Origin of the sequence: Deferribacter thermophilus (assembly GCF_049472675.1) — a bacterium.
Taxonomy (GTDB): Bacteria; Chrysiogenota; Deferribacteres; order Deferribacterales; family Deferribacteraceae; genus Deferribacter; species Deferribacter thermophilus.
The window spans coordinates 99,708-124,159 of the sequence record NZ_JAPNXM010000005.1; the positions used below are offsets into that span (position 1 = coordinate 99,708).

Below are 24,452 nucleotides of genomic sequence, written 5' to 3' on the forward strand. Positions count from 1 at the left end.
CCTCCACAAAAGAAATACACTTTTTACCGCATTTATCAACAAAAAATTGAAATTATGTTTATTTAATGTATAATTTCTAAGGGGTTATAGATGAAACATATTTTATTAGCAGTAATAGGGATTTCACCTCAAATAATTACCGAGACAATCTACAAACTTTACAAAGATGGTATTATTATATCAGAAGTTTATGTCATCACCACTTTACAGGGGCGTAGAGAGATATTGGAAAAACTCCTTGATAATAGATTTAGTAAACTAAAGCAGTTGGAAGAACTGCTTAACATTAGTATAAAATTTGATGATTCTCACATATTTATTCCTGAGGTTGATGGCAAACCTCTTGCTGACATCAAAGACAATGTAGAAAACAGTGTAATGGCAAAGACAATATTCGAAATCACAGAAAAGCTCGCAGAAGATAAAAAATGTGTTATTCATGCTTCAATTGCTGGTGGAAGAAAAACAATGGGGGCATACCTTTATCTTGCCATGCAACTTTTTGGAAGAGAACAGGATAGATGTTATCATATACTCACTGACGAGCTGGCAGAAAAATCAAAAGAGTTCTTTTTCCCTGAAAAGAAAAAAATCAAATCTTTTATAAATGGTAATGAAGTGATTGTAAATGCAGAGGATAGAGCGCTTTATCTTGCCGAAGTGCCATTAATCCCTTTTAAAAATAATCTTTCGAAAAAGCATTATGAACAATTCCTCAGCAAAGTTGATGCTATTTTAGAACAAAAAGTTGTAAAATACCTCACCTGCAATTTAGAAAAAAATATTATAATCTGGGACAAAACAACAATAAAGCTCACCCCAGCACAATGTGCATTATATTATCTTTTTTTAGAAAAAAGGAAAAAGTCTCAATGTGAAGAAGACTGTAAAGGTTGTCCAGAATGCTCTCACCACATTTTATTTTTAAGTAGTGAAACCGAATATGATTATTTTTTAGAAAAATTAAAGCAGGCTTACGGTGGAGAAAAAGGTAAGTTTTTCACTTTTTTAGAAAAAAAGGAACGCAAAGAATATTTTGCTGACCAATACCTCAGACAATATATCTCAAGGATAAACAGCACTATCTATAAAATTACTGCAAATGACTTAATCCAAATAAATAATTTGAGTAAAATCATCCAGGAAGAATCATCTAGATTTTTAATAACTTATCCAAAAAATAAAATTCTTATTTAGAATTCACTTTAGGCATCATCTCCACAAGCAAGTATGCATAACTCAATATTGAGTTTATAGAATCTTCTCTACTTTTCACACATATTACTCCCATAAACTTTGCTTGGGAGGTGCGAGATGCAAAACAAAAGATTAGACTATGAAAAATTATTTTTGTTAGAGTACGGATTTACATTTTATCCATCTATTTATAGGTTATTATTGTTCAATAATTTTGAAATGACTGCTGATATGTTAAAAAAGTTAAAGTACGCTTTTGTTGCTGTATTTCTTTTAATCTTAGTGATATCACCTATGAGCTCTTATGCAAAAACGGTTATGGGCTTTGATATTGGTAATCAAAATTATAGTGATGTAATGAAATATCTGGATAAGAATAATGCAAGATATGAAAAATACTATTACAAAGGGTATTCTGACTTAAAATATTTAAAAATTTTCAACTACAAACTATTCGAAAAATATGGAACTGTCTCTGAAGCATGGTTAGATTTTGATCCTGATGATAAACTTTACAAGCTAACCGTCAGCTGGAAAGATGACAACGGTGTTTTTAATCTTTTAAAAGACGCTTTAGATGCAAAATATAAAAAGCTGTCAAACTCTGGCTCAATGTTCCTGAAAACAGTAACTTATTCAGATGGAGATATAAAAATCACTTTAGAACAAAATACTTTTGGCTTTGTCCCAATTACTACGCTTACTTACACATATACTCCTTCAATCTCAGCTGTGGAAAAAATGCAAGAGCTAATTAAAGAGGATATTAAAAAGAAAAATGCAAAAAAGGCCGCTTCTGATTTATAATTGCTGCCAAATGGCAGCTTTTTTTTATATAAATTGAGGATGTTGCACAACAATAATTACTTAAACACCTCAGATTGCTTCGCTACGCTCGCAATGACAGCATTTTTGGGTCATTGCGAGGCAACAAAAGTTGCCGAAGCAATCTCAAAACTATAGTGATATCAGAAGATTGTTCCATTGTGCAACAGCCTCTTATTATAATTACCAATATGTTATCTATGCTCTATATTCTCAAAAATATTTCCTTTGCAACAAAAAATTAAATATCCAGCATAGCCAATATCAACAGCAACAAAACTGTATCAATATTTGACAAAAACATATTATATAATGTATGGATACCCTATACCTTAAATACAGTTATAGTAAATTGAAATTATGGAGGCTATATGAAAAAAGCGGGAATAATTTTATCACATACACTTACTGAAGAACAAACTGATTATTTAAAAAAAGTTATGGGAGCAGGTGAGATAGTTTATTTCCCAGATGAGTTAAAAAGCAAATGGCAAAATATACCACCAGAGCTTGATAACCTTGATGAATACTTGCAAATATTTTTTGATTGGATAATCAAATCCTTTGAAAATGGTGATATTTTAGTTATTCAGGGTGATTATGGTGCAACCTACAAATTAGTAAATTTTGCAAAATCAAATGGTATTATTGCCGTATATGCCACAACAAAAAGGGAAGCGATAGAAAGAAAAAATGAGGATGGAACCATAACTCTGGAAAGGGTTTTTAAATTTGTCAGATTTAGAGAGTATTGAGACAAGATAGAGCCACCAAAAGGTGGCTATTATTTATTTGCTAATACAATAGCTAAAACAATTGATAACACATATATCACAGAACCATAACCTATTTTGACAGTAAAATTATTAGCTATATTAAACATTCTCACAAACATCTCCAACTGTGATTCCCCTAAAATAGTAATATACGCACATAACACCAAAGAAAACAACCCTATGATTAATGACCATGTAGTAAAAAAGGGGAATTCTTTTTTGTAGATTTTTGTAATAATAATTATTAATAATATTAAAGGAAACAGTGGGTATAAATAACTTACCCCCTTAATGTGAGTAAAATTGACATAATACCCTTCTTTTGATATTGCCACTGGCAAAAAAGAAGCAAAAAATCCCAAAAAACTACTAACTGCAGCTAATACTTTCTCTTTCATCATATCCCCCCATAGATGTTTAAAAAAAATCATAAACAGTTTTTAAAGTTTTTCAGTAATATCAATATTGAGATTAAATATTTATTTATTAAATTACTAATAATAAATCAATAACAAATTATATATAAAAAATACCTCACTCATTGTAAAATTTGATAAATAAAAAGCAATCTCAAAAACTACTTATTTTCAACACCTTATACAGCATTTTAATTCTCTCAAATAAAATATCTTCTAAAAAATGGCAAACGGTAAAGCGTAGATCGATAATCGATTAAGTCGGAGCTTGCCCAGCTACTGCTCCAAACAAAACATCTTACTAAAAGACCTTATAAAAAGATAACTACAAAAATGTAAACACCCTCAAATCAGTTGCTGGGTCCCATCCGAATGGGATTTCCTTCTGGATGCTTATCACATTTTTTATTTAATTGTCAAGCACCTACAAAGCCATTTTGTAAAACCCACTGCACATTTTTAGTTTTCCACAACTTTTTCACAGGGGGGGTTCGCACCCTTTTTGTTTTATTTTGATAAAATTTTAATTCAATCACTCAACATGTCTTTTGTTGCTCTCTGCACATCTTTGTATGACACATCAAATGCTTTCAATTCTGACGGACTATTTTGTGTAAAATAGGTTACCTGTCTACCATCTTGTATAGCTGCAATTATCAACGCAGAAGTTACAGCAGATGTCCCTCCTGAAATATTTATCATTATATCCATATCTGTATATCCTTCTCTCAGCACATTCTTAATACAATATTCAATCCCAGATAAAACATCTGCATAATCATTAAAATCTAAAACATTGCTAAATTCTAACTTAAATTCTCTTTTTATTTTTTTCTTTAATAAATTAACTAATTCTTCAAAATCCGATTTTTCTTTTTCACTTTTATCGCTAACAAGGAAAAAGGCTTTTTCAAGTGTATCTTTGTTAAAACGAATTAACTCTAAAGGTAATGCCCAGTTAATATATCGGTCATTATTTGTTAATTTATCTTGTTTAATATCTATTTTATCAATCCTATCTTTTAACGCATTAATGATTTCGACCTTATTACCATTTAATTTTGACAAAGCCATAATTAGTACTTTTGAAGGTTGTGGATCTATATTTTTTCGAGGTTTATTATTTTCATATTTCTTAGAAATACTATTAAGGTATAATAGGGCTAAAAGAAACAATGCCTCTAACGATAAAATACCATTTAATATTCTTCCTTCTTTAAAATAATCACCGCTCCAACTTAAAAAAATCAATGAAAAAATAAACACAAAAATAATCTCAATTCCACTCCCTTGACCTGTCAATATCCTAATAATATTTTTAGAAATTCTCTGATCCGGATATTTATACAAGATATATATCAAAAATGTTATTATAAGAACAAATAACAAAATTGCTAATACTTCCAGAATACTTATTTTTTTCAGATCTAAATATTTGTTTATATAATTATTAATAAAATCTGAATAGTTAAATATTAAATTTATGAACATAAATAATGATATATAAATTATAATTTTTCTCTCACTTTTTAGTAAATTAAACATTTTTCTAATCATCTATCACCCCAAATAAAATCTTGTAAAAATTTTATAAAATTATAATATCTAATTCATGAAAAATCAAATAAACTATAAATTAAAAGAACTACCTTTTTATGAAGCGCTTAAAGGTCTATGTGAATATGAGTTTTATTTTGTGGGTGGATTTGTTAGAGATGTATTACTTGGCAAAAAGGCAAAAGATGTAGATTTAGTCCCTTTTGGCATAGATTACAAAGATTTTGCATGGCTTTTAAAAAAGAAATTACAAGCAACATCTGTCCCTTTTAAAGATAATATAAGGTTAATTTTAAAAGATTTTGTAATCGATGTGTCAAAGCCTCGAGGAAAAAATATTATTGAAGATCTTCAAAAAAGGGATTTTACAATAAATAATCTTGCTACTGACATAAAAGGGAATATTATCGGAGATACCAATGAGTTAAAAAATAAGGTCATCAAATATGTTTATGAAGATGTTTTCAATGATGATCCCGTCAGGATTTTACGAGCTTTTAGATTTGTATCTCAACTTGAATTTGATATTGAAAATGAAACCTTTGAAAAAATCTTTCGAGAAAAATACCTGTTGAAAAATGCCCCTTTTGAAAGAGTTTATGATGAGCTAATTAAACTTTTAAAAGGTAAATCAAACTTTAAAGCCTTAAAATTAATGCAGCATAGTGAAGTGTTATTTACCCTTTTTCCAGAATTTAAAAAAATAGAAGGTCTCCCTCAAGGGAAATACCACCAGGACTGCGCACTAACTCACACTTTTAGAGTCGTTGAAAAAACAAGATTAATTACTGACAAATTAAACAAAGATGATGAAACAAAAACTATTTTGCTGTTATCTGCACTTTTTCACGATGTGGGTAAAGCTGTAGCTGGCGAAAAAAATAATTATAAAAACTTTGTGGGGCATGAAGAAGAAAGCGCAAAAATTGCTGAAAAATATTTAAAAAAATTCCCTATTAATAAAAAGAACTTAAAAGAAGTTTTACATCTTATAAAGAACCATACCAAAATTAGAATATATGCATCAGAAAAAGCAAAGGATAACACACTGAAAAAATTTATATATAACAATGCTGAACTTATTGAGGAAATTATACTTTTTACACTTGCTGATAACCTTTCAAAAGGGCAAAATATCAACGATATTTATGAAACAATCATAAGAATCAGAAAACTATCTAAAGAGCTTGATTGGAACAAAAAAGAGTTAATCAATGGAAACACTTTAATTGAATTAAACATCCCTGACAAAACAAAATACGCCACAATCTTAAAAGATGTTCACGAAAAACTTGTAATTGGGATACTCAAAACAAAAGAAGAAGCGATAAAATACATTTTAGATAGGTATTTAAAATAAAAAAGCGCCCCACAATGGGACGCAGAATATCTATTCCTCAGGGATACCCATCTTTTTTAAAAATATCTCAAGTGGGCAAAAATTTGTAAAACCTGATTGAAACAGGTTTAAACCCACAAACAGCGTAAAAGCAAACCACCACTTACTAACTGTCAAACCTAAAATTACACTAATGGTAACAAACAAACCTGGAATTATTCTCATTAATCTTTTAACTGACATAATTTATACCTCCTGTTTATTAAAATATTTCACCATAAACCTATGATAAAAATAGTAACTTAACGGTATAATAACGAGTGTCAAAATTGTTGACACTACCGCACCAGTAATCAAAGATACACCAAGCCCTGCAAAAATTGGGTCAGGCAGCATAAACAAAGCACCAGTAATAACTGCCACTGTGGTCAATACAACTGGCCTTGTTCTGATTGCACCTGCTTGCACCACAGCCTCTTTTATATCTTTCCCTTTTTCAAGTGCAGCTTCTGTAAAATCTATCAACAACACCGCATTTCTCACCATAATACCAGCAAGTGCAATAAATCCAATCATACTTGTTGCTGTGAAAAACTTACCAAAAATGAAATGCCCTGGTATAATCCCAAGCAAGCTGAGTGGAATAGGTATCATCATAATAATTGGTGTTGCAAAAGATTTAAACCATGCCACAAGCACAAAATACATAATCACAAGCACCGCAGCAAAAGCAAGCCCAAGGTCTCTAAACACTTCGTAAGTAATCTGCCATTCACCATCCCACTTTACACTTACATGGTCAGTTGTCTTAGGCTGATGAGTCCAGAGAAGTTTTACTGGCTCGCCGTTATAAGTAATATTTTTTATCTCCTTATTCATTTTCAAAATTGCATACACTGGGCTTTCCTCTTTACCTGCTACATCACCAGTCACATAAATAACAGGTTGTAAGTTTTTGTGATAAATTGCTTTCTCTTTTGTCTTCTCTTTGATATGCACAAGCTCGCTCAAAGGAACAGGCTTTCCTGCCATAGAAATCAAGTTTATATTTTTTATAGCACTTAAAATATTCCTTTCACTCTCAGGCAGTTTCAAAATTATATCCACATCTTCTCTATCAAACCCAGTATGGATAATACCAACTTTCATCCCTTTTAGAGCCATGTATAAAGTTTTAGATACCATCTCAGTGGAAATACCTGTCAAAGCAGCTTTTTCTTTATCCACATCAAACACATACTCTTTCATGTCATCTTCTACATACCAGTCAACATCCACAACTCCGTCAGTCTTCTCAAAAATCTCTTTTATTTTCTTAGCCACTTCCAACCTTGCCTTTTCATTTGGCCCATAAACTTCTGCTACAAGAGTAGATAGCACTGGCGGGCCAGGTGGAACCTCTGCTATTTTAACATTTGCATTATATTTCTTTGCAATTTCTTGAATTGGGCCACGAATCAGCTTTGCAAGATCATGACTCTTTAGTTTTCTTGCTGTTTTATCAACAAAATTTACCTGAATATCTGCTACATTGTTACCTCTTCTAAGGAAATAGTGTCTTACAAGACCATTGAAGTTGTAAGGTGCTGCAATACCAGCATAAATCTGATAGTTTTCTACCTCTTTTACTGTTGCAAGATAATTTCCTATTTCTGAGGCTACTTTTGTAGTCTCTTCTAATGGTGTCCCTTCTGGCATATCTATGATTACCTGTAATTCGTTTTTGTTATCAAAAGGGAGCATCTTCATTACTACAAGCTTGGTAGGTATAAACATGAAAGCACCTATAAATAAACCTATCATTACTACTGTTAACAACAATCTTAAAGACAATTTATCTATTAGAGGGATAAGCACTTTACTATAAATCTTATAAAGCTTTGTCTGTTTTACATACTCTTCTTCATCCACATCCCCTTCAACTTTTGTGTGCCCAGCAAGTAATTTATATGCAAGCCAAGGTGTAATAATCAGAGCTACAAGTAGTGAGAAAATCATAGCAAGGGATGCCCCAATTGGCATAGGTTTCATATAAGGCCCCATAAGCCCTCTAACAAATGCCATAGGGTAAATAGCTACGATAACTGTAATTGTAGCAAGGATAGTGGGGTTGCCCACTTCACCCACAGCAAGTATTGCCCGCTTAAGCAGATTTTTATTGGAAATCTTAAAATGCCTTTCCATATTTTCAACAACGATGATAGCATCATCCACCACAAGACCTGCAACAAATATAAGGGCAAAAAGTGTCACCCTGTTTAATGTATAGTCAAACATGTAATAAACAAAAAGTGTCAAAGCAAAAGTAACAGGCAGCGCCACAAATACTACAAAACCAGCTCTCCACCCCATTGTAAGAGTCATAACGATAATAACAGCAAGGATAGCTCCCAATAAGTGCTCAATGAGTGTTTTAACCTTCTCATAAGCTGTATCACCATAGTTTCTAGTAACTGTAACTTTCACATCATCAGGGATGATAGTTTTCTTCAATGTTTCAAGCTTATCTAAGATATTATCAGCTACTACAACTGAGTCGCTACCTTTTCTTTTTGAAATAGAAATTGTTACTGCATTATAAAGATTTGGTGATATCTTTTCATTAAAACCTATTAAAACATAGTTATCTGGCACATCTGGTGCATCACTTACTTTTGCAACATCTTTTAAATAAACAGGTTTGCCATTATAAACGCCTACTACAAGATTTTTAACATCTTCTACACTCTGGAAAAAACCACCCGCTCTAATATAAAATGTTTTGTTGTTGGCTGTAATTTCACCAGAGTTTAGAGACTGATTGGACATATTCAATGCGCCATAGAGTCTAAATAGGTCAAGATTATAAGATTTTAGAGCTGTAATATCTGGCTCAATTCTCACAACCCTTTTGTATCCACCAATTATAGAAGTTTCTGAAATATCAGGAATTTCTTTTAATCTATGCTCCACCTCAGCAGCTATCCTTCTAAGTGTATATGAATCATAATTTTCCGACCAAAGTGTCAAAGCAACCTGAGGGACATCATCAATAGACCTCTTCTTAATTATTGGCATCATTACGCCTTGAGGCATCCTGTCCATATTGTAATCAATCTTGGTTTTAAGCTTAGTAATACTTTCTTCTTCATCCTCACCCACTTTAAACCTGACAGTCACCATTCCCACATCATTCATCGCTGTCCCATAAACATATTCAACACCAGGGATTTCCCACATCAGCTTTTCAAGGGGCTCTACAACAACTTTTTCCACATCTTTTGCACCAGCTCCAGGATAAGGGACAAATATATCCACCATAGGAACCACTATCTGTGGCTCCTCCTCTTTTGGAGTCATAATCACAGAAACTATACCGATAAAAAGTGCTGCTATAATTAAAAGCGGTGTAATCTTTGAGCGCAAAAATGCCTTTGCTACCCTTTCAGCAATACCATACTTTAACTCTTCTATTTCTTCATCAACATCTATTTCACAGGCTTCCACTTTTTGATTTTTATCTTTTAACTCTTTATCTTTTTCCATCATTTACCCCTCCAGGATATCTCCTGCATTTAATTTATCAGCATTTTCGATAACGACTCTCTCACCAGGCTTGAGTCCACTAAGAATTTCTATTCCATCTTCAAATTTTCTACCTATTTTTACAATTCTGAGCTCTGCTTTACCATTTCTATCCACAAAAACTATTTCCAGTTGTCCTCGTTTAACAACTGCATTTTCTGGAACAACAATCAAATCATCCATATCACCTTTAACCTTCACTTTTGCATACATGCCAGGAACGCAAGCATCACAACCAGTAAGTTTAATTTTGAAATTTCTAGTCGCTGGATCAACATCAGGACTTATTTCCAACACTTTTGCACTATAACTTTTATTTATAGAAGGGATGAAAACATCTACATTATCACCCACTTTAATTTTATTTAAAGCCCCTTCATTTACAAAGGCATAAACAACTGTCTTTTTAGAGCCTATTTTCAAAAGAGGTGCACCAGGTGCTGCAAGATTGCCAATATCAGTTTTTTTCTCTAAAACGATTCCATCAAAAGGAGCTTTGATTTCTGTGTATGACAAATAAGTATTTACTTCTGATAGCGCAGCCAAAGCCTGCTCTTTTTTTATTTTCACTTGCTCATATTTCTCTTTTGCAAGATTTAAATTTTTCTCCGCAAGTTCTAAAGAAGCTTTTGCCATTTTGTATTTAGCTTCTACTTCGTCAAATTCTTGCTGACTTACACTTTCATTCTTTATCAAATTCTGAAACCTTTTATATGTTTTCTCCGCTAACTCATATCCAGCTTTTGCCTGATCATATTGCCTTTTTGCCATTTCAATGCCAAGTTCTGCTTGTTTTAAGCCATTTTCTGCTTCTTTGACTGATGCAAGAGCAAATCTCTTTTTATCTTCAAGCTCTTTGCTTTTAAGTTTTATTAACAAATCACCTTTTTTAAATGTTTCACCTTCTTGCACATAAATCTTTTCCACATACCCTACAACTTTTGGCATTAAAAATGTAGTAGTATCACTAAAAACTGTACCGCTAAAAGTATCCATATCAGCTATTTTCTTCTCGGAAACTGTAGAAATTTTCACATTAACCTTTTTTGGAGTATAAATACTCTCTCCCTTTTTAGCTTCTTTACCAGATGAACAGGATATAGCAAAAAAAGCTATCAAAACAAAAAGTGCATACAACTTTTTCATTATCTATCCTCCTAAATTTTTATTTTATCATACCTATTGCAAATAAAAGCCTAGCTTTTGCCACAATCAAATCATATTCTGCCATAAGTAAGCGAAGTTCTGCTTCTTTTACTTCTACCTCTCTATCGAGAAGCTCTGTAACTTTGGCTAACCCTTCTTTAAATCTGTTTTCTGTAATCTTTAAAGCTTCATAAGCTTTTTCCACCTGCAACTTTGAAGCTTCAAGCTTACTTTCCGAAGATTTTATAGAATAGTATGCTTCTTTTACCTCTGTTTTAATCTGATATTTTAAGTCTGCAATTTTATTTAGTAATGAAAAATAGTTTGACTTATTCTCTTTTATTTTATTGTAATCAGAAAACCCATTAAAAATATTGAGCTTTGCATAAGCTCCAATTGTAAAACCTGTCCCAGCATCACCAAAAATTTTGTCATCATTTTGCTTATAATTTGCAAATAATGCGACTTCTGGCAAAAAAGAACTCTTTGATTTTTTCACTTCATAGTCATTTATTTTTAAATAATGATTATATGCTTTCAGATCCTCTCTATTTGAAAGCGCTAAATCGATATATTCATTCAGATTTTTTTCTACATTTATATTTAAATCACTCCAGACTACATCAACATCTTCATCAATATTTAATAAACGCTGTAAATAGCTCTTTGACACTTCCACCTGCTTTTCGGCATCTTTAATAGCTGCTTCATTCATCAATAAGTAGCTTTCTGCTACTAATAAATCACTTTTGACTATCATACCATTTTTGTAAAAATCTTTTGCCATTTCATAATATTTTTTTGTTCTCTCATAAGATTTCTTTGTGACCTCTAAAGCTTTTTTGGATAATCCTACGGCGTAAAAAGAGCGATATGTGTTAAATAGGATATTATCTTTTACTCTTGATAATTTGTATTCACTCGCTTTTTCTAGCTCCTTTGCCTGCTTTATTCCAAAAAATATTTTACCATTCATAAAAATGGGCTGTATCAGTTCTATTTTTGTTTCAAAATTTGTAACATTTTCGGGGTTTTTTAATTGTGTTGCAAAATATTGCATATCAAATCTGCCTTGAGCCATTTTTGCAAAAGCAGCTGTTGCTGGCTCATCACTTCTCATATATGTTTCTGAAATATTTAATTTTGGTAAATATGCCCCGTAGGCTTGAAACTTTTTATATTTTGCCGCTTCAGCCTCTTTTTCATAAGCTTTGATAAGATTATTATTTTCAAGGGCATACTTTTTAGCCTCATCAATGGTAAACACTTTTGCGTAAATGTTGCTAACAATCAGAAACAAAAAGAAAACAACAAATAAATTTCTATTCATCATAACCCTCCATCAAAACTTCTACCATCTTCATAATTTTTTTATCACTAACTTTATAACAGATACTGCTACCATCCCTTTCACCCTGAACAATCCCTGCATTTTTTAATAAACCAAGGTGTCTGCTAATTACTGCCTGTGGAATATTTAAAATCTCTGACATTTTGGTAACATTACACTCTTTTTTACACAATCCATGAACTATCTTTAACCTCACTGGATGCCCCATAACCCTTAGCTTTTCCGAATAGATTTCGTAAACATCCATAAGCACACCTCCGTATATGCAAATATATAAATATTTATATATTTGTAATTGTCAATACTTATTTTTGATTTGAAATTTTTTAATATTTTCTTATTGATTTAGTAAAAATTGTATGTTAGAAGATTTCTCCCAAAACACACGCCCAAAAAACAGGTATCTGGCGCGTGTCAGCATAAGCTGATGCCACTACCTGGGGCGGAGGAATAACAAATAAGGAGGAAGTATGTCTTATATTTCAATCAAAAATCTGCTTGAAGCAGGTGTGCACTTTGGCCACCAAACAAAAAGATGGAACCCAAAGATGCAAAAATATGTCTTTGGGAAGAAAAACGGTATCTACATAATCGATCTTCAAAAAACTGCACAATGTTTCAATCAAGCTTACGAGTTTATCAGAGACATGGTAAAAAGTGGTGCTTCAGTGCTTTTTGTGGGCACCAAAAAACAGGCTCAAGAAGCTATTAAAGAAGCAGCAGAAAAATGTCAAAGCTTTTATGTTAACAACAGGTGGTTAGGTGGAACTTTAACAAACTTTAACACAATCAAAACTCGTATTCAAAGATTGAAAGAATTAGAAGAGATGTTTAACTCTAATTATATTAAAAACTACACTAAAAAAGAAGCTGCAAGACTTAAAAGGGAATATGAAAAATTAAAAAAGAATCTATATGGTATTAAAGATATGGAAGAAATTCCTGATATACTCTTTATTATTGATATTAAAAGGGAAATGAATGCGGTACTTGAAGCAAAAAAATTAGGTTTACCAATAGTTGCAATTGTAGATACAAACTGTGATCCTGATCTTGTAGATTTCCCAATACCTGGTAATGATGACGCTATCCGTGCCTGTCAATTAATTGCAAATAGAATAGCTGATGCTGTTTTAGAAGGTAAACAGCTTCGCGAAGAAGAACTTTTAGAAGAGGTTAGAGCAGCTAACCAGAATGAAGAGGATGATGACATCCCAGTAGATGAAATTGTAGAAAGTGAAGAATCAGAAACTGAAGAAAAAGAAGAAGCTAAGGAGGAGTAATAATGGCTCAAATTACTGCAGCATTAGTAAAAGAATTAAGAGAAAAAACTGGCGCAGGGATGATGGATTGTAAAAAAGCCCTGCAAGAAACAGATGGTGATATAGAAAAAGCTATCGAATATTTAAGGAAAAAAGGGCTTGCTGATGCAGCTAAAAAAGCCGGAAGAGTCGCTGCTGAAGGTTTAGTAGTTTCCTATATTCACGGCGGTGGCAGAATAGGGGTTCTTGTTGAAGTAAACTGTGAAACAGATTTCGTTGCAAGAACTGACGAATTTAAAGAGCTTTGTAATGATATAGCTATGCATATTTGTGCATCAAACCCTCTTTATGTATCTCAAGATGAAGTTCCTCAAGAAGTAATCGAAAAAGAAAAAGAAATTTATGTAGCCAAAGCTAAAGAGCAAGGAAAACCTGATCATATAATTGAAAAAATAGTTGAAGGGCAAATTAAAAAATATTTAGAAAGCATCTGTCTTTTGGATCAACCATTTGTAAAAAATCCAGATGTTACTGTTGGACAATATATCGCTGAAAAAATTGCTAAAATAGGTGAAAATATCAAAGTGAGAAGATTTGTGAGATATCAATTAGGTGAAGGTATCGAAAAAAAGCAGGAAAATTTTGTGGAAGAGGTAATGAAGCAAGTAAAAGGGAGCTAACTTATTGCCCAATAGAAGTTTCTTTCAATGTATTATCAAAGTTAAAAAAGCTGCAGTCTTAGCTGCAGCTTTTTTTATTTTATACTATAAAAAAGTAAGCCTAAATACTCTTTGATAATTTTAGAGATTATATACATATTTGATGGCGTGGGTAAAAAGTCTATAAAATTATATTTTTATCAATTTTTTTATCTACAAGCTTTGCGCAGCTATTTACACCAAGTTTATCAAATAAAATTTTACTCCTTAAAAGATGATAGCCAGAGGTTATAAGTAAAACTTTTTTATATCCATTATCAGTGATAATCCTCTTTACAAATTTGGCATTTTCAAAGGTATCCTTACTTTTATCATCTAAAAAAATTCTGCCGTCAAAACCCAATTTAATTAATTTTTTTCGCATAACCATTGCCTCAGGCTCTATTTTTTTAGAGACCCTACCACCAGAAAGTATTATCGGTTTATCAAATTCTTTCGCTATAATATACCCCTCTACTAACCTTTTTAAAGAATCCTCCTTGAGTTCACCACCTGCATAAACACCTCCACCTAAAATCACAATAGCATCAAAGTCATCACAATTACTATCTTCAAATTTAACTAAAAGTGGGTATAACAGCAGGTCTTTGGTGGGTGAGATAGAAATAAGATAGATTAAAACCGACAATAAAATAAAAATTTTTTTCAAAACTTTTTCTTTTGTAACCAAAAATAAAATAACAAAAAGTGAAATAAAAAAACCTGGGGGGATTATAAAATAGGTTATAAATTTTTTTATTACAAAAAACATAATTTATAAAACCCTTACTTCCTCCACACCTGGGATATTTTTTATCTTTGTAATCAATCTATTGAGCTGATTTTTATCAGTAACTTCCACACTAAAAACCTGCCTAGCTTTCCCCTTTGTAAATGGCTTCGCTACAAATTCAACAATATTTATCCCAAGCTCTTTTATAACATTTGCCACTTCACTCAACATACCAGGCCTATCCTCAGTAATTGAATCAATTTTAACGGACATCTTAAAGTTTTGATTTACATTCCACTCCACATCAATAATTCTATCCTCATCAATTGCCAGATTCTTAAAATTTTTACAGCTTTCTTTATGTACTACAATCCCTCTCCCCCTTGTAATATAACCCTTTATTTTATCACCTGGTAAAGGTTTACAGCACTGCCCTATCTTTATCATCATATCTTCAATACCATCTATAATAAAAGGATCCTTTCGGTGAGATCTCCTTTTAGTTTGTGTAGGTATTACTTCATCCTCTTTTGCAAAAAGATGTAAAACCTGCTTTGGAGAAAGTCTGCCATAACCCACAGATTTTATTATATCTTCATACGACCTTAAATTAAATTTTGTTAAAATTTTGTTTACATTCTCTTGATCTTTGACTATTTCATCAAAATTTAAATCGTGTTCTTTAAAAACCTTGTCCAACAACTGCTTCCCGACTTCAATCGCTTTATCTTCTTCTTTTTTCCTCAAATAACTTCTTATTCTCGTTTTTGCCCTATTAGTTTTGACAAAGTTTAACCAGTCCCTTCTTGGCTCTTGATTTGGGGATGTTAGAATCTCAACTTTTTCACCATTTTTCAGTTTATATTTTAAAGATACCATCCTCCCATCAACCTTTGCCCCAACACACCTGTGCCCCACTTCTGTATGGATGGCATAAGCAAAATCAATAGGTGTTGAACCAACAGGTAATTCTACAATATCACCATTAGGTGTAAAAACATATATCTGAATAGGTAAAATATCCTCTTTTAGAGCTTCTACAAACTCTTTTGGATCCTTTAAATCCTTTTGCTCTAACAATTGTCTAAGCCATACAAATGTAGTATCCTCTTTTGGATCAAAAACTTTCCCTTCTTTATATTTCCAATGAGCAGCAATCCCTTCCTCAGCAATTCTGTGCATTTCGTATGTTCTAATTTGAAATTCAACCCTCATCCCTTTAGGACCAATCACTGTAGTATGAAGTGACTGATACATATTCGATTTGGGCATCGCTATATAATCTTTAATCCTACCCTGAATAGGTTTCCATAAATTATGGATTATACCTAAAACAGCATAACATTCTCCAACAGTATTAACCAGTATTCTTAAAGCCAACAAATCGTATATCTCTTCGAAGGTCGTTTTTTTCCGTATCATCTTTGAATAAATACTGTAAAAATGTTTTGGCCTTCCAGTTACTTCTGCTTTAATCCCCTCTTTTTCGAGAGCATTCTTTACAATCTCAATTACTTCTTTTAAAAACTGCTCCCTTTCGCTTCTTTTTAGCTTAACCTTATTATAAATTTCATAATATGCCTCAGGATTTAAAATCCTAAAGGATAAATCTTCTAACTCCCATTTTATCCATGCTATCCCTAATCTGTGAGCTAAAGGGGCATAAATTTCTAAAGTCTCTTTAGCAATCCTTTTCTTTTTCTCATCAGAAAGAAAATTTATTGTTCGCATATTATGTAATCTATCAGCAAGCTTAATCACTATTACCCTGATATCCTTGGACATGGATATGAGCATTTTACGAAATGTTTCAGCTTGCTTTTCCTCATGTGATTTAAAATCAATTCTACCTATTTTAGAAACACCATCTACCAAAAATGCCACATCTTCTCCAAATAGATTTACAAGCTCCTCATAGGTGGCATCTGTATCTTCCAAAGTATCGTGCAATAATCCTGCAACAACTGTATCCAAATCCATATTCATTTCAGCCAAAATATATGCCACATTTAATGGATGAGAAAGATAAGGCTCTCCACTTTTGCGAAGCTGCCCTCTATGTTTTGTGGCAGCATAAACATAAGCTTTGTGCAACTTTTCTAAATTAGTTATACCATTTGCCGTTAATTTTTCCTGAATATCTAATAAGCGGACTGTTTTTTTATGTTCTGGCATTTTAGACCTTTTTGAAATCTTTCACCTTGAGTAAAATTGACCTATCACCAAACCATTGATTTATCTCAGGAGTGAATAAAATATCAAACACATCATTTTCTCTTAATAATTGTTTATACTCTTTCATACCATAACCTACAATTTCAAAAATATACCCATTTTTTTCAACAAACCCTCTTACATTTGCCCTATCTTTCCCAGTAAAGCCAAACTGCTGATATTTTCTAACCCCTTTCATACAAAAAACTGGTTCTGGATTACCCTGTCCAAAAGGTTTCATCTTCTCTATCCAGTTCATCAAATCCATGTTTATATCTTTAGGCTCTATTATGGAATCTATCATAATGGTAGGCTTTTCTGAACTATCAACTCTCCTCTTATTTACAATATCATGAAAACGCTTTTGTAGTGTTTTAATATCCTTTTCATAAAGTTGCAAGCCTGCAGCATACTTATGCCCACCAAATTTAAGGAATAGATCCGATAACTCTTTTAAACAATCATATAAATGAAAATCAGATATACTTCTTGCTGAGCCTTTTCCAATACCATTTTCAATGGATATAACTATCGTAGGTTTATTATATTTTTCAGCAACTCTTGAGGCTACAATACCTATTATACCAGGATGCCATTTATCCGAAAACAAAACCATGCCTGCGTATTTTTCTGCAAGCTTTAGCTTTTCAATCTTTGTAAAAGTATCATTTAAAATTCTTTTTTCCATCTCATGTCTAAATCTATTTTCAATATCTAACTCCTCAGCCAGCCATCTTGCTTCATTTTTATTCTTTGTTATCAAAAGTCTAACCCCTCTATCACTTTCTCCAAGCCTTCCAACAGCATTAATTCTTGGGGCTAAAACATACCCCACATGAGAAACCTCAATATTTGTATTCAACAATCCAGTAACCCTTTTTAACTCTTGTAAACCTACACGGACATCACGCTTTGATAAAACATGTAAACCGTGCTTTACAAAAATTCTATTTTCATCAACCATTGGCACAACATCTGCTATGGTACCTAAAGCAACAATATCTAAATATTTCTTTAAGTTTGGTATTTTATCTTTGAAATAGTTATTAATTGATAAATAGTATCTGAGCCCCATTATAAACTTAAAAGCAACACCTACACCAGCCAAACTTTTAAAATCGTATGTATCACCTTCCTGTAAGGGGTTTAAAATACAGTAAGCTTCAGGCAGTTCATCCAAAGGCTTATGATGATCTGTAATTATAACATCAAGGCCTATACTTTTTGCATATCTTATTTCATCCAGTGCAGTAATCCCACAATCAACAGTTATGATTAATCCCACATTTTTATGTTTTAACTCATCAATAGCATCTCTATTAAGACCATACCCTTCATCAATCCTATTGGGTATGTAATAAACAACATCAGCCCCTACCTCTTTTAAAAATAGATAAATAAGTGCTGTAGAAGTAACGCCATCAACATCATAATCACCATAAACGCATATTCTTTCACCTGCAATAATCGACTGATAAACTCTTCTAACAGCTTTTTCCATATCTTTCATATTAAAAGGGTTTTTTAAGCTTTGAAGAGGTGTATTAAAAAATGTATAAAGATCGTTTGATGTCAAAACCCCTCTTTTAAACAAAGTTACACCAATAGGCAACGGTAAACGCCATTTATCTATCAAATCAAAGAGGTTTTCTATATTTACCTCTTGGATTACCCACCTGTATTTATCAGTTTTTGCTACCTCTTTAAGCATAAAACCTCATTTAAAATCTTTATAAATTATGATATATAGTTTTGATAATTAAATCAACTATATTATATATCTGCTACTATCAAGATAAATTACAAATTTTTTATGAAACTTTTACTAATCTTTAATTCTCTTTATAAAAACCTCTTTAAACAGAATATCAATCTATTACTCATTCATACCACAGCACTTTTTATATTTTTTCCCACTACCACATGGGCATGGGTCATTTCTTCCAACCTTAGGGTTAACTCTTCTTATCGGTTTTTTCTTCTCTTCTTGTTGTTCACTATCTGAAAAGATATCCCTTCTCTCTTCTTTTATATTTTTATTCTCCTGTTTTAAATCTAATTCTTCTTCCTTTTCCACCTTTACATGTATCAAGAACTCTACAAATTCAAAAGATATTCTATTCATCATATCTGTAAATAAGTTATAAGACTCTCTCTTATATTCAATAAGAGGATCCTTTTGACCATAACCTCTTAATCCTACAGAATCTCTAAGATAATCCATATTTAAAAGATGTTCTTTCCATCTATTATCAAGTATATTGAGTAGCAGAAACCTTACAAAACCGTAATAATGTTCCCCTATTTCCTCTTTCTTTGCATTTATTTTTTCATTTACGCTATCAATTATCTGTTTCTTTATCTCATCAATATCTTTTTTAGAATAATTACCAGACAAATCTATTTGAATATCCAGAATCTGCTCCAATTTTTTTGAAAAACTTTCAAAATCTGGATGGTCTGGTGCATCAATAAAATCACTAATTAGAGTATCTATAACATTCTCTATATGCTCAGAAACAATTTCATCAAGATCTTTGCCCTCTAAAATAGTCCTTCTCAAAGTGTAAACCACTTGTCTTTGTTGATTCATCACATTGTCATATTCTAACAAATGTTTCCTTATCTCAAAATGCATTGCTTCCACTTTCTTTTGAGCGTTTTCAATAGCTCTTGAAATAAGTGGGTGTTCAATAGGTTCCCCTTCTTTCATCCCCAATTTATTCATTATGGCAGAAATTTTCTCTGAACCAAAGATACGCAAAAGATCATCTTCTAAACTCAAGAAAAATCTTGACGAACCTGGGTCTCCTTGTCTACCTGCTCTACCTCTTAACTGATTATCAATTCTTCTTGATTCATGCCTTTCTGTTCCTAAAATATGAAGACCACCAAGCTCTGCAACCCCAGGACCTAATTTGATATCTGTACCTCTACCCGCCATATTTGTAGCAATAGTAACAGCCTTTTTCTCACCAGCTTTTGCAACAATTTGTGCTTCTTTTTCATGATATTTTGCGTTTAAGACTTCATGAGGAATCCCTTTCTTCCTCAATAACTTACTTAAATACTCTGACTTTTCTATCGATGTAGTACCAACAAGCACCGGTCTTCCAATCGAATGCATCTCCACTATTTCTTGAACAATTGCTTCATATTTCTCCTTTGCAGTCCTATATATAACATCTGGATAATCTTTTCTTATCATAGGCTTATGCGTAGGAATCACAATTACATCAAGCCCATAAATTTCTCTAAACTCTTGAGCCTCTGTCTCTGCTGTACCAGTCATACCTGCAAGCTTTTCATACATTCTAAAATAATTTTGAAATGTGATAGAAGCTAAAGTCTGATTTTCACTTTCAATTTCAACACCCTCTTTCGCTTCTAAAGCCTGATGTAACCCTTCTGAAAATCTTCTACCAGGCATCAATCTACCTGTAAATTCATCTACAATAATAACTTTTCCATCCTGAACAACATAATCCACATCCCTTTTAAAAAGAGCATGTGCTTTTAACGCATTATTTACAAAATGCAGCGTATCAACATTTTTTACATCAAAGAGGTTATCAATATTAAGAGCCTGCTCGATTTTATTGATACCAGAATCTGTTAGCTTTACCGATCTACTTTTCTCATCTACTGTATAATCTTCATCTTTTTTTAACTGTCTAACCACTCTATCTATTTCATAATACTTATCTATCTTTTCATCTGTTGGGCCACTTATAATCAGAGGAGTTCTAGCCTCATCGATTAAAATACTATCCACCTCATCCACAATTGCATAATAAAGCTCTCTTTGTACATAATCTCTAATATCATATTTCATATTATCTCTTAAATAATCAAAACCAAACTCGTTGTTTGTTCCATAAGTAATGTCAGCCTGATAGGCTGTTTTTCTATCGCATTCTACAAGCCTTGTTGTAAATTTTTCCTTATTATCCCATTCTACAAGATAGGAAACCTCATGCTGAATAACACCGACAGTTAATCCTAAAAAAAGATATATAGAACCCATCCACTGAGCATCTCTTCTGGCTAAATAATCGTTTACAGTTACTAAATGAGCTCCTTTTCCAAGTAGCGCATTTAAGTAAAGTGGCAAAGTTGCAACAAGCGTTTTACCTTCCCCAGTTTTCATCTCAGCTATTTTACCTTTATGCAAGACATAACCACCCAATATCTGAACATCAAAATGTCTCATATTTAAAGTTCTTTTAGCCACTTCTCTTGTTACAGCAAATGCATCCACTAAAATATCATCAAGACTAGCTCCATCTTGTAATCTCGCTTTAAACTCAATTGTTTTTTTACTTAATTCTTCATTGCTTAAAGCCTGTATTTCAGGTTCTTTGGAATTTACAGCTTCTAAAATAGGCCTAATTTTTTTTAGATATCTATCATTATAAGAACCAAAAATCTTTTTAGCTAAAAATCCTATCATCTTGAACCCCTTTTAACATTTTCAATTTTTTCCAATCTCGCAGTAAGCCAATATATTAGCCCTAGAATTAATATTGATGCAAGAACAAAAATAGTCCCTTTATTTATTGCTTCATGTTTTAATGTTATAATCAATAAATCTCTTATAAATGCTATCAGAGCAACCCCTATAAAAATACTTATTTTAAATTTCCCCCCTTTTAATAGTTGTATTTCTGTATGCAAAAGTTCAATTAAAACCCAGAGAATTAACATTGAACCTAAAGCAGTTATCAGCAATTTACCACTTGAATGACTATATGCTTCTAATAACTCTGAAAAAAATAGATAAGCAGCATTGATTGTTAAAATAACGAGAAAAATAATCAATAAAGAGTTCATTACAAACATAAACCTTTCACTAAATGAAATAACCATATCTTTAAAAGAAAAAATAGATGTAAATTTCTTTATCTGTTCATTATGATAAGCCATACTCATTATTGCTGCATTCATGTCCAACGCTTTATGAACACTAATAAGTATCTCTTTTCTTTTATAATCATCATTGATTATAAAAAAGATCTTTTCATGAAACCATCTTCTCAAAAAACTAAACATCACATTGATAGCAGTTTCCTCTATTTTCAAATCAACATGTTTGTGGCTGGCATTTATCAAATATTGGAAATAATCATTTTTAAAATTTGCATCAAAAAACTTTTCATACCATAATTTAAGTTTTTCTCTATGAACAATAAACTTCTCTTTTTCTATACGCTCTGTAAAATCAAATTTTTTATTCATGTAATTATAAAAATCTTCTACAAACTCATTTTTAAACTTTATCATTTCATCTTTAATCGATCTAATATTTTCTCTATCCTTTTCGCTCAACTCATAAAGTGGAGTAATTTTTCGGATATTCATAGTTCCCCCAAAAATTCTATTTATTTTTATATATTTTGTTGTAAAATTTATATAGTAATTTATACTATTTAAGCAAGATATTATTTAATTAAGGGGATTTTAATGAGAACAGCAAAACTAACAAGGGAAACTAAAGAAACTCAAATTTTTTTAGAGTTACATCTTGATGGGAGTGGCAAATACGACATTGAGTTAGAGGTCGGCTTTTTAAAACACATGTTAGAACTTTTTTCTCATCACTCACAAATTGACCTTACTCTAAAAGCAAAAGGGGATACCTATATTGATTATCATCACCTTGTTGAAGATATTGGAATATTGTTGGGAAAATCGTTTTATCAAGCTTTGGGTGATAAAAAAGGGATAAAAAGATATGGTCATGCCGTAATTCCAATGGATGAAGCACTTATTGAAACAGCTGTTGATTTTTCTGGTAGATCATATCTAGTATACAATGTGGATTTTTTTACAGAAAAAATAGGTAATTTTCATACAGAGCTATTAGAAGAATTCTTCCAAGCTTTTACACAAAATGCTAAGGTAAATCTGCACATAATAAAGCGTTATGGGAAAAACTCACACCACATCGCAGAAGGGATTTTTAAGAGTCTCGCTAAAAGTATAAAAGAGGCAATAAAAGTTGAAGGTGATGCAATTTCATCAACAAAAGGGGTGTTAGAATAAAATGATAGCAATAATCGACTATAACTCAGGGAATGTTAGAAGTGTTCAAAAAGCTTTTGAGTATGTAGGCTTTGATGCCGTTATCACTAACGATAAAAATATTATAAATAATGCAACACATTTAGTACTACCTGGCGTTGGGGCATTTGGCGACTGTTATAAAAATCTACTAAATACCGATTTAATAGAAACACTCCATGATAATATTAAATCAGGCAAACCGTTTTTAGGGATTTGTGTAGGGATGCAACTACTTTTTGAAAAAAGCTTTGAGTTTGGGATACATGAAGGGTTAGGCTATTTTGATGGTAACATAAAAAAATTCCCTGAAGAAATTGTAAAAGAAGGGAAAAAAATCCCTCACATGGGGTGGAACAGTATTAATATTGTAGCAGATCACCCTATTTTAAAAGGTATTAAAAGTGGAGATTATTTTTATTTTGTTCACTCCTATTATGCTCCAATAAATGATAACACAATTGTAACTTGTAACTATGGAGTTGAATTTACTGCAGCAGTAGCTAAAAATAATATCGTAGGGGTACAGTTTCATCCTGAAAAAAGCGCTGAAAATGGCTTAAAAATTATAAAAAACTTTGGTGAATGGCAATGTTAATAATACCAGCAATCGATATACTAGAAGGTAAAGTAGTTAGATTAAAACAGGGGATAATGGAAGACGCAAAAAAGTATTATGATAACCCTCTTGATGTGGCAAAGATGTTTGAAGATTTAGGCGCAAAAAGGGTTCATATAGTTGATTTAGATGGAGCTAAAAAGGGTACAACAGTTAACTATAATATAATAGCAAAAATTGTCTCTAACACAAAATTGGAGGTTGAAGTTGGCGGAGGGATTCGTGATTTTAACAAAGCCAATGGTTATTTGGATCTTGGTGTTAACTTCATTATCATAGGCACTGCTGCTGTAAAGAATAAAGAATTTACAAAAGAGTTGCTCAAACTACATAATAATAAAGTTATTTTAGGTTTGGATTGTAAAGGCGAATTTATTGCTACTGATGGCTGGTATAAAAAGAGTGAAACAACTATTTATGATATCATAGACTTTTATAAAGATACAAACCCTCATGCAATTATCTATACTGATATAGAAAGGGATGGAATGCTAACCGGTCTTAATTTAGAAATGTTGAAAAAACTTACAAGTTATTCAAATATCCCTGTCATAGCTTCTGGAGGAGTAAAAGGGGGTGAAGATATAGAAAATCTCAAAGCAATACCTAATATATATGGGTGTATTATCGGTAAAGCTTTTTATGAAGGGAAAATTGACCTAAAAAAAGCATTTACATTACAAAATTAAGGA

General features: G+C 32.0%; 21 protein-coding genes. 9 read left to right on the forward strand and 12 right to left on the reverse strand.

Annotated features, from left to right (window positions below; genetic code table 11):
* Window positions 1–90 precede the first annotated feature (90 nt).
* The 3 genes from csm6 (at window position 91) to csx20 (ending at window position 2,777) form a co-directional block, all read left to right on the forward strand.
* On the forward strand, window positions 91–1,197 hold the full coding sequence (csm6, locus tag OWM07_RS06205) for a CRISPR-associated ring nuclease Csm6 (RefSeq protein ID WP_423302809.1): 1,107 nt from the start codon (window positions 91–93) through the stop codon (window positions 1,195–1,197).
* A gap of 117 nt (window positions 1,198–1,314) precedes the next feature.
* Window positions 1,315–2,004, forward strand: a complete 690-nt coding sequence (locus OWM07_RS06210; protein ID WP_423302810.1) for a hypothetical protein — start codon at window positions 1,315–1,317, stop codon at window positions 2,002–2,004.
* 389 nt (window positions 2,005–2,393) lie between these two features.
* Window positions 2,394–2,777 carry a CRISPR-associated protein Csx20 gene (csx20, locus tag OWM07_RS06215; RefSeq protein WP_423302811.1) on the forward strand — a complete coding sequence of 128 codons (384 nt, stop codon included), beginning with the start codon at window positions 2,394–2,396 and terminating at the stop codon, window positions 2,775–2,777.
* Between the two features lie 29 nt (window positions 2,778–2,806).
* Here csx20 and OWM07_RS06220 read toward each other — a convergent pair whose 3' ends face one another.
* Together OWM07_RS06220 and OWM07_RS06225 are read right to left on the reverse strand one after the other, a co-directional pair.
* Window positions 2,807–3,196, reverse strand: a complete 390-nt coding sequence (locus OWM07_RS06220) for a hypothetical protein (protein ID WP_423302812.1) — start codon at window positions 3,194–3,196, stop codon at window positions 2,807–2,809.
* Window positions 3,197–3,742: 546 nt separating this feature from the next.
* Complete coding sequence (locus OWM07_RS06225) at window positions 3,743–4,771, reverse strand: hypothetical protein (protein WP_423302813.1); 1,029 nt, start codon at window positions 4,769–4,771, stop codon at window positions 3,743–3,745.
* 55 nt (window positions 4,772–4,826) lie between these two features.
* On the opposite strand from OWM07_RS06225, the gene OWM07_RS06230 reads away from it, so the two are divergent.
* The gene (locus tag OWM07_RS06230; protein WP_423302814.1) at window positions 4,827–6,131 is read left to right on the forward strand and encodes an HD domain-containing protein; all 1,305 of its coding nucleotides are present in this window, start codon (window positions 4,827–4,829) and stop codon (window positions 6,129–6,131) included.
* 30 nt (window positions 6,132–6,161) lie between these two features.
* Here OWM07_RS06230 and OWM07_RS06235 read toward each other — a convergent pair whose 3' ends face one another.
* From OWM07_RS06235 to OWM07_RS06255, 5 genes are read right to left on the reverse strand one after another with little or no spacing between them, the layout of a single operon-like run.
* Window positions 6,162–6,353 (reverse strand): YgaP family membrane protein, encoded by a 192-nt coding sequence (locus OWM07_RS06235; protein WP_423302815.1) that lies wholly within the window; start codon window positions 6,351–6,353, stop codon window positions 6,162–6,164.
* Window positions 6,354–6,356: 3 nt separating this feature from the next.
* A complete protein-coding gene (locus OWM07_RS06240) occupies window positions 6,357–9,638 on the reverse strand; it encodes an efflux RND transporter permease subunit (RefSeq protein WP_423302816.1) in 3,282 nt (1,093 codons plus the stop codon).
* Window positions 9,639–10,820, reverse strand: coding sequence for an efflux RND transporter periplasmic adaptor subunit (locus tag OWM07_RS06245; protein WP_423302817.1), 1,182 nt, complete (start codon window positions 10,818–10,820; stop codon window positions 9,639–9,641).
* A 19-nt stretch (window positions 10,821–10,839) separates the two neighbouring features.
* Window positions 10,840–12,150 carry a TolC family protein gene (locus OWM07_RS06250; RefSeq protein WP_423302818.1) on the reverse strand — a complete coding sequence of 437 codons (1,311 nt, stop codon included), beginning with the start codon at window positions 12,148–12,150 and terminating at the stop codon, window positions 10,840–10,842.
* The gene (locus OWM07_RS06255; RefSeq protein ID WP_423302819.1) at window positions 12,143–12,418 is read right to left on the reverse strand and encodes an ArsR/SmtB family transcription factor; all 276 of its coding nucleotides are present in this window, start codon (window positions 12,416–12,418) and stop codon (window positions 12,143–12,145) included. The genes OWM07_RS06250 and OWM07_RS06255 overlap by 8 nt, the downstream gene beginning before the upstream one ends.
* A gap of 223 nt (window positions 12,419–12,641) precedes the next feature.
* On the opposite strand from OWM07_RS06255, the gene rpsB reads away from it, so the two are divergent.
* Entirely contained in the window at window positions 12,642–13,454 is an 813-nt protein-coding gene (gene rpsB, locus OWM07_RS06260) for a 30S ribosomal protein S2 (protein ID WP_423302820.1), read from the forward strand.
* Window positions 13,455–13,456: 2 nt separating this feature from the next.
* Window positions 13,457–14,113 (forward strand): translation elongation factor Ts, encoded by a 657-nt coding sequence (tsf, locus tag OWM07_RS06265; RefSeq protein ID WP_423302821.1) that lies wholly within the window; start codon window positions 13,457–13,459, stop codon window positions 14,111–14,113.
* Window positions 14,114–14,273: 160 nt separating this feature from the next.
* Here the strand turns inward: tsf and OWM07_RS06270 are convergent, their stop codons facing one another.
* The 5 genes from OWM07_RS06270 to OWM07_RS06290 form a co-directional block, all read right to left on the reverse strand.
* On the reverse strand, window positions 14,274–14,801 hold the full coding sequence (locus OWM07_RS06270; protein WP_423302822.1) for a YdcF family protein: 528 nt from the start codon (window positions 14,799–14,801) through the stop codon (window positions 14,274–14,276).
* Between the two features lie 105 nt (window positions 14,802–14,906).
* Complete coding sequence (locus OWM07_RS06275) at window positions 14,907–17,039, reverse strand: RelA/SpoT family protein (RefSeq protein ID WP_423302823.1); 2,133 nt, start codon at window positions 17,037–17,039, stop codon at window positions 14,907–14,909.
* Between the two features lies 1 nt (window position 17,040).
* Window positions 17,041–18,789, reverse strand: a complete 1,749-nt coding sequence (gene recJ / locus OWM07_RS06280; RefSeq protein ID WP_423302824.1) for a single-stranded-DNA-specific exonuclease RecJ — start codon at window positions 18,787–18,789, stop codon at window positions 17,041–17,043.
* 165 nt (window positions 18,790–18,954) lie between these two features.
* A complete protein-coding gene (gene secA, locus OWM07_RS06285) occupies window positions 18,955–21,531 on the reverse strand; it encodes a preprotein translocase subunit SecA (protein WP_423302825.1) in 2,577 nt (858 codons plus the stop codon).
* A complete protein-coding gene (locus OWM07_RS06290; protein ID WP_423302826.1) occupies window positions 21,528–22,439 on the reverse strand; it encodes a phosphate-starvation-inducible PsiE family protein in 912 nt (303 codons plus the stop codon). Before OWM07_RS06290 ends, secA begins: the two co-directional genes overlap by 4 nt.
* 102 nt (window positions 22,440–22,541) lie before the next feature.
* Here OWM07_RS06290 and hisB point away from each other — a divergent pair, with 102 nt between their 5' ends.
* The 3 genes from hisB to hisA are packed head-to-tail and all read left to right on the forward strand — an operon-like array spanning window position 22,542 to window position 24,449.
* Entirely contained in the window at window positions 22,542–23,123 is a 582-nt protein-coding gene (hisB, locus tag OWM07_RS06295) for an imidazoleglycerol-phosphate dehydratase HisB (RefSeq protein WP_423302827.1), read from the forward strand.
* 1 nt (window position 23,124) lies between these two features.
* Complete coding sequence (gene hisH / locus OWM07_RS06300) at window positions 23,125–23,739, forward strand: imidazole glycerol phosphate synthase subunit HisH (protein ID WP_423302828.1); 615 nt, start codon at window positions 23,125–23,127, stop codon at window positions 23,737–23,739.
* The gene (gene hisA / locus OWM07_RS06305) at window positions 23,727–24,449 is read left to right on the forward strand and encodes a 1-(5-phosphoribosyl)-5-[(5-phosphoribosylamino)methylideneamino]imidazole-4-carboxamide isomerase (protein WP_423302829.1); all 723 of its coding nucleotides are present in this window, start codon (window positions 23,727–23,729) and stop codon (window positions 24,447–24,449) included. The genes hisH and hisA overlap by 13 nt, the downstream gene beginning before the upstream one ends.
* Window positions 24,450–24,452 lie beyond the last annotated feature (3 nt).

What these genes read in the sequence shown, in the direction of transcription:
- hisH (WP_423302828.1), top strand. Translation starts at nt 23,125, where the DNA reads ATGATAGCAATAATCGACTATAACTCAGGGAATGTTAGAAGTGTTCAA.
- OWM07_RS06290 (WP_423302826.1), bottom strand. Translation starts at nt 22,439, where the DNA reads ATGAATATCCGAAAAATTACTCCACTTTATGAGTTGAGCGAAAAGGAT.
- OWM07_RS06250 (WP_423302818.1), bottom strand. Translation starts at nt 12,150, where the DNA reads ATGAATAGAAATTTATTTGTTGTTTTCTTTTTGTTTCTGATTGTTAGC.
- csx20 (WP_423302811.1), top strand. Translation starts at nt 2,394, where the DNA reads ATGAAAAAAGCGGGAATAATTTTATCACATACACTTACTGAAGAACAA.
- OWM07_RS06235 (WP_423302815.1), bottom strand. Translation starts at nt 6,353, where the DNA reads ATGTCAGTTAAAAGATTAATGAGAATAATTCCAGGTTTGTTTGTTACC.
- OWM07_RS06225 (WP_423302813.1), bottom strand. Translation starts at nt 4,771, where the DNA reads ATGATTAGAAAAATGTTTAATTTACTAAAAAGTGAGAGAAAAATTATA.
- OWM07_RS06255 (WP_423302819.1), bottom strand. Translation starts at nt 12,418, where the DNA reads ATGGATGTTTACGAAATCTATTCGGAAAAGCTAAGGGTTATGGGGCAT.
- OWM07_RS06240 (WP_423302816.1), bottom strand. Translation starts at nt 9,638, where the DNA reads ATGATGGAAAAAGATAAAGAGTTAAAAGATAAAAATCAAAAAGTGGAA.
- secA (WP_423302825.1), bottom strand. Translation starts at nt 21,531, where the DNA reads ATGATAGGATTTTTAGCTAAAAAGATTTTTGGTTCTTATAATGATAGA.
- rpsB (WP_423302820.1), top strand. Translation starts at nt 12,642, where the DNA reads ATGTCTTATATTTCAATCAAAAATCTGCTTGAAGCAGGTGTGCACTTT.
- hisA (WP_423302829.1), top strand. Translation starts at nt 23,727, where the DNA reads ATGGCAATGTTAATAATACCAGCAATCGATATACTAGAAGGTAAAGTA.
- OWM07_RS06210 (WP_423302810.1), top strand. Translation starts at nt 1,315, where the DNA reads ATGCAAAACAAAAGATTAGACTATGAAAAATTATTTTTGTTAGAGTAC.
- OWM07_RS06220 (WP_423302812.1), bottom strand. Translation starts at nt 3,196, where the DNA reads ATGAAAGAGAAAGTATTAGCTGCAGTTAGTAGTTTTTTGGGATTTTTT.
- recJ (WP_423302824.1), bottom strand. Translation starts at nt 18,789, where the DNA reads ATGCTTAAAGAGGTAGCAAAAACTGATAAATACAGGTGGGTAATCCAA.
- OWM07_RS06275 (WP_423302823.1), bottom strand. Translation starts at nt 17,039, where the DNA reads ATGCCAGAACATAAAAAAACAGTCCGCTTATTAGATATTCAGGAAAAA.
- tsf (WP_423302821.1), top strand. Translation starts at nt 13,457, where the DNA reads ATGGCTCAAATTACTGCAGCATTAGTAAAAGAATTAAGAGAAAAAACT.
- OWM07_RS06230 (WP_423302814.1), top strand. Translation starts at nt 4,827, where the DNA reads ATGAAAAATCAAATAAACTATAAATTAAAAGAACTACCTTTTTATGAA.
- csm6 (WP_423302809.1), top strand. Translation starts at nt 91, where the DNA reads ATGAAACATATTTTATTAGCAGTAATAGGGATTTCACCTCAAATAATT.
- OWM07_RS06245 (WP_423302817.1), bottom strand. Translation starts at nt 10,820, where the DNA reads ATGAAAAAGTTGTATGCACTTTTTGTTTTGATAGCTTTTTTTGCTATA.
- hisB (WP_423302827.1), top strand. Translation starts at nt 22,542, where the DNA reads ATGAGAACAGCAAAACTAACAAGGGAAACTAAAGAAACTCAAATTTTT.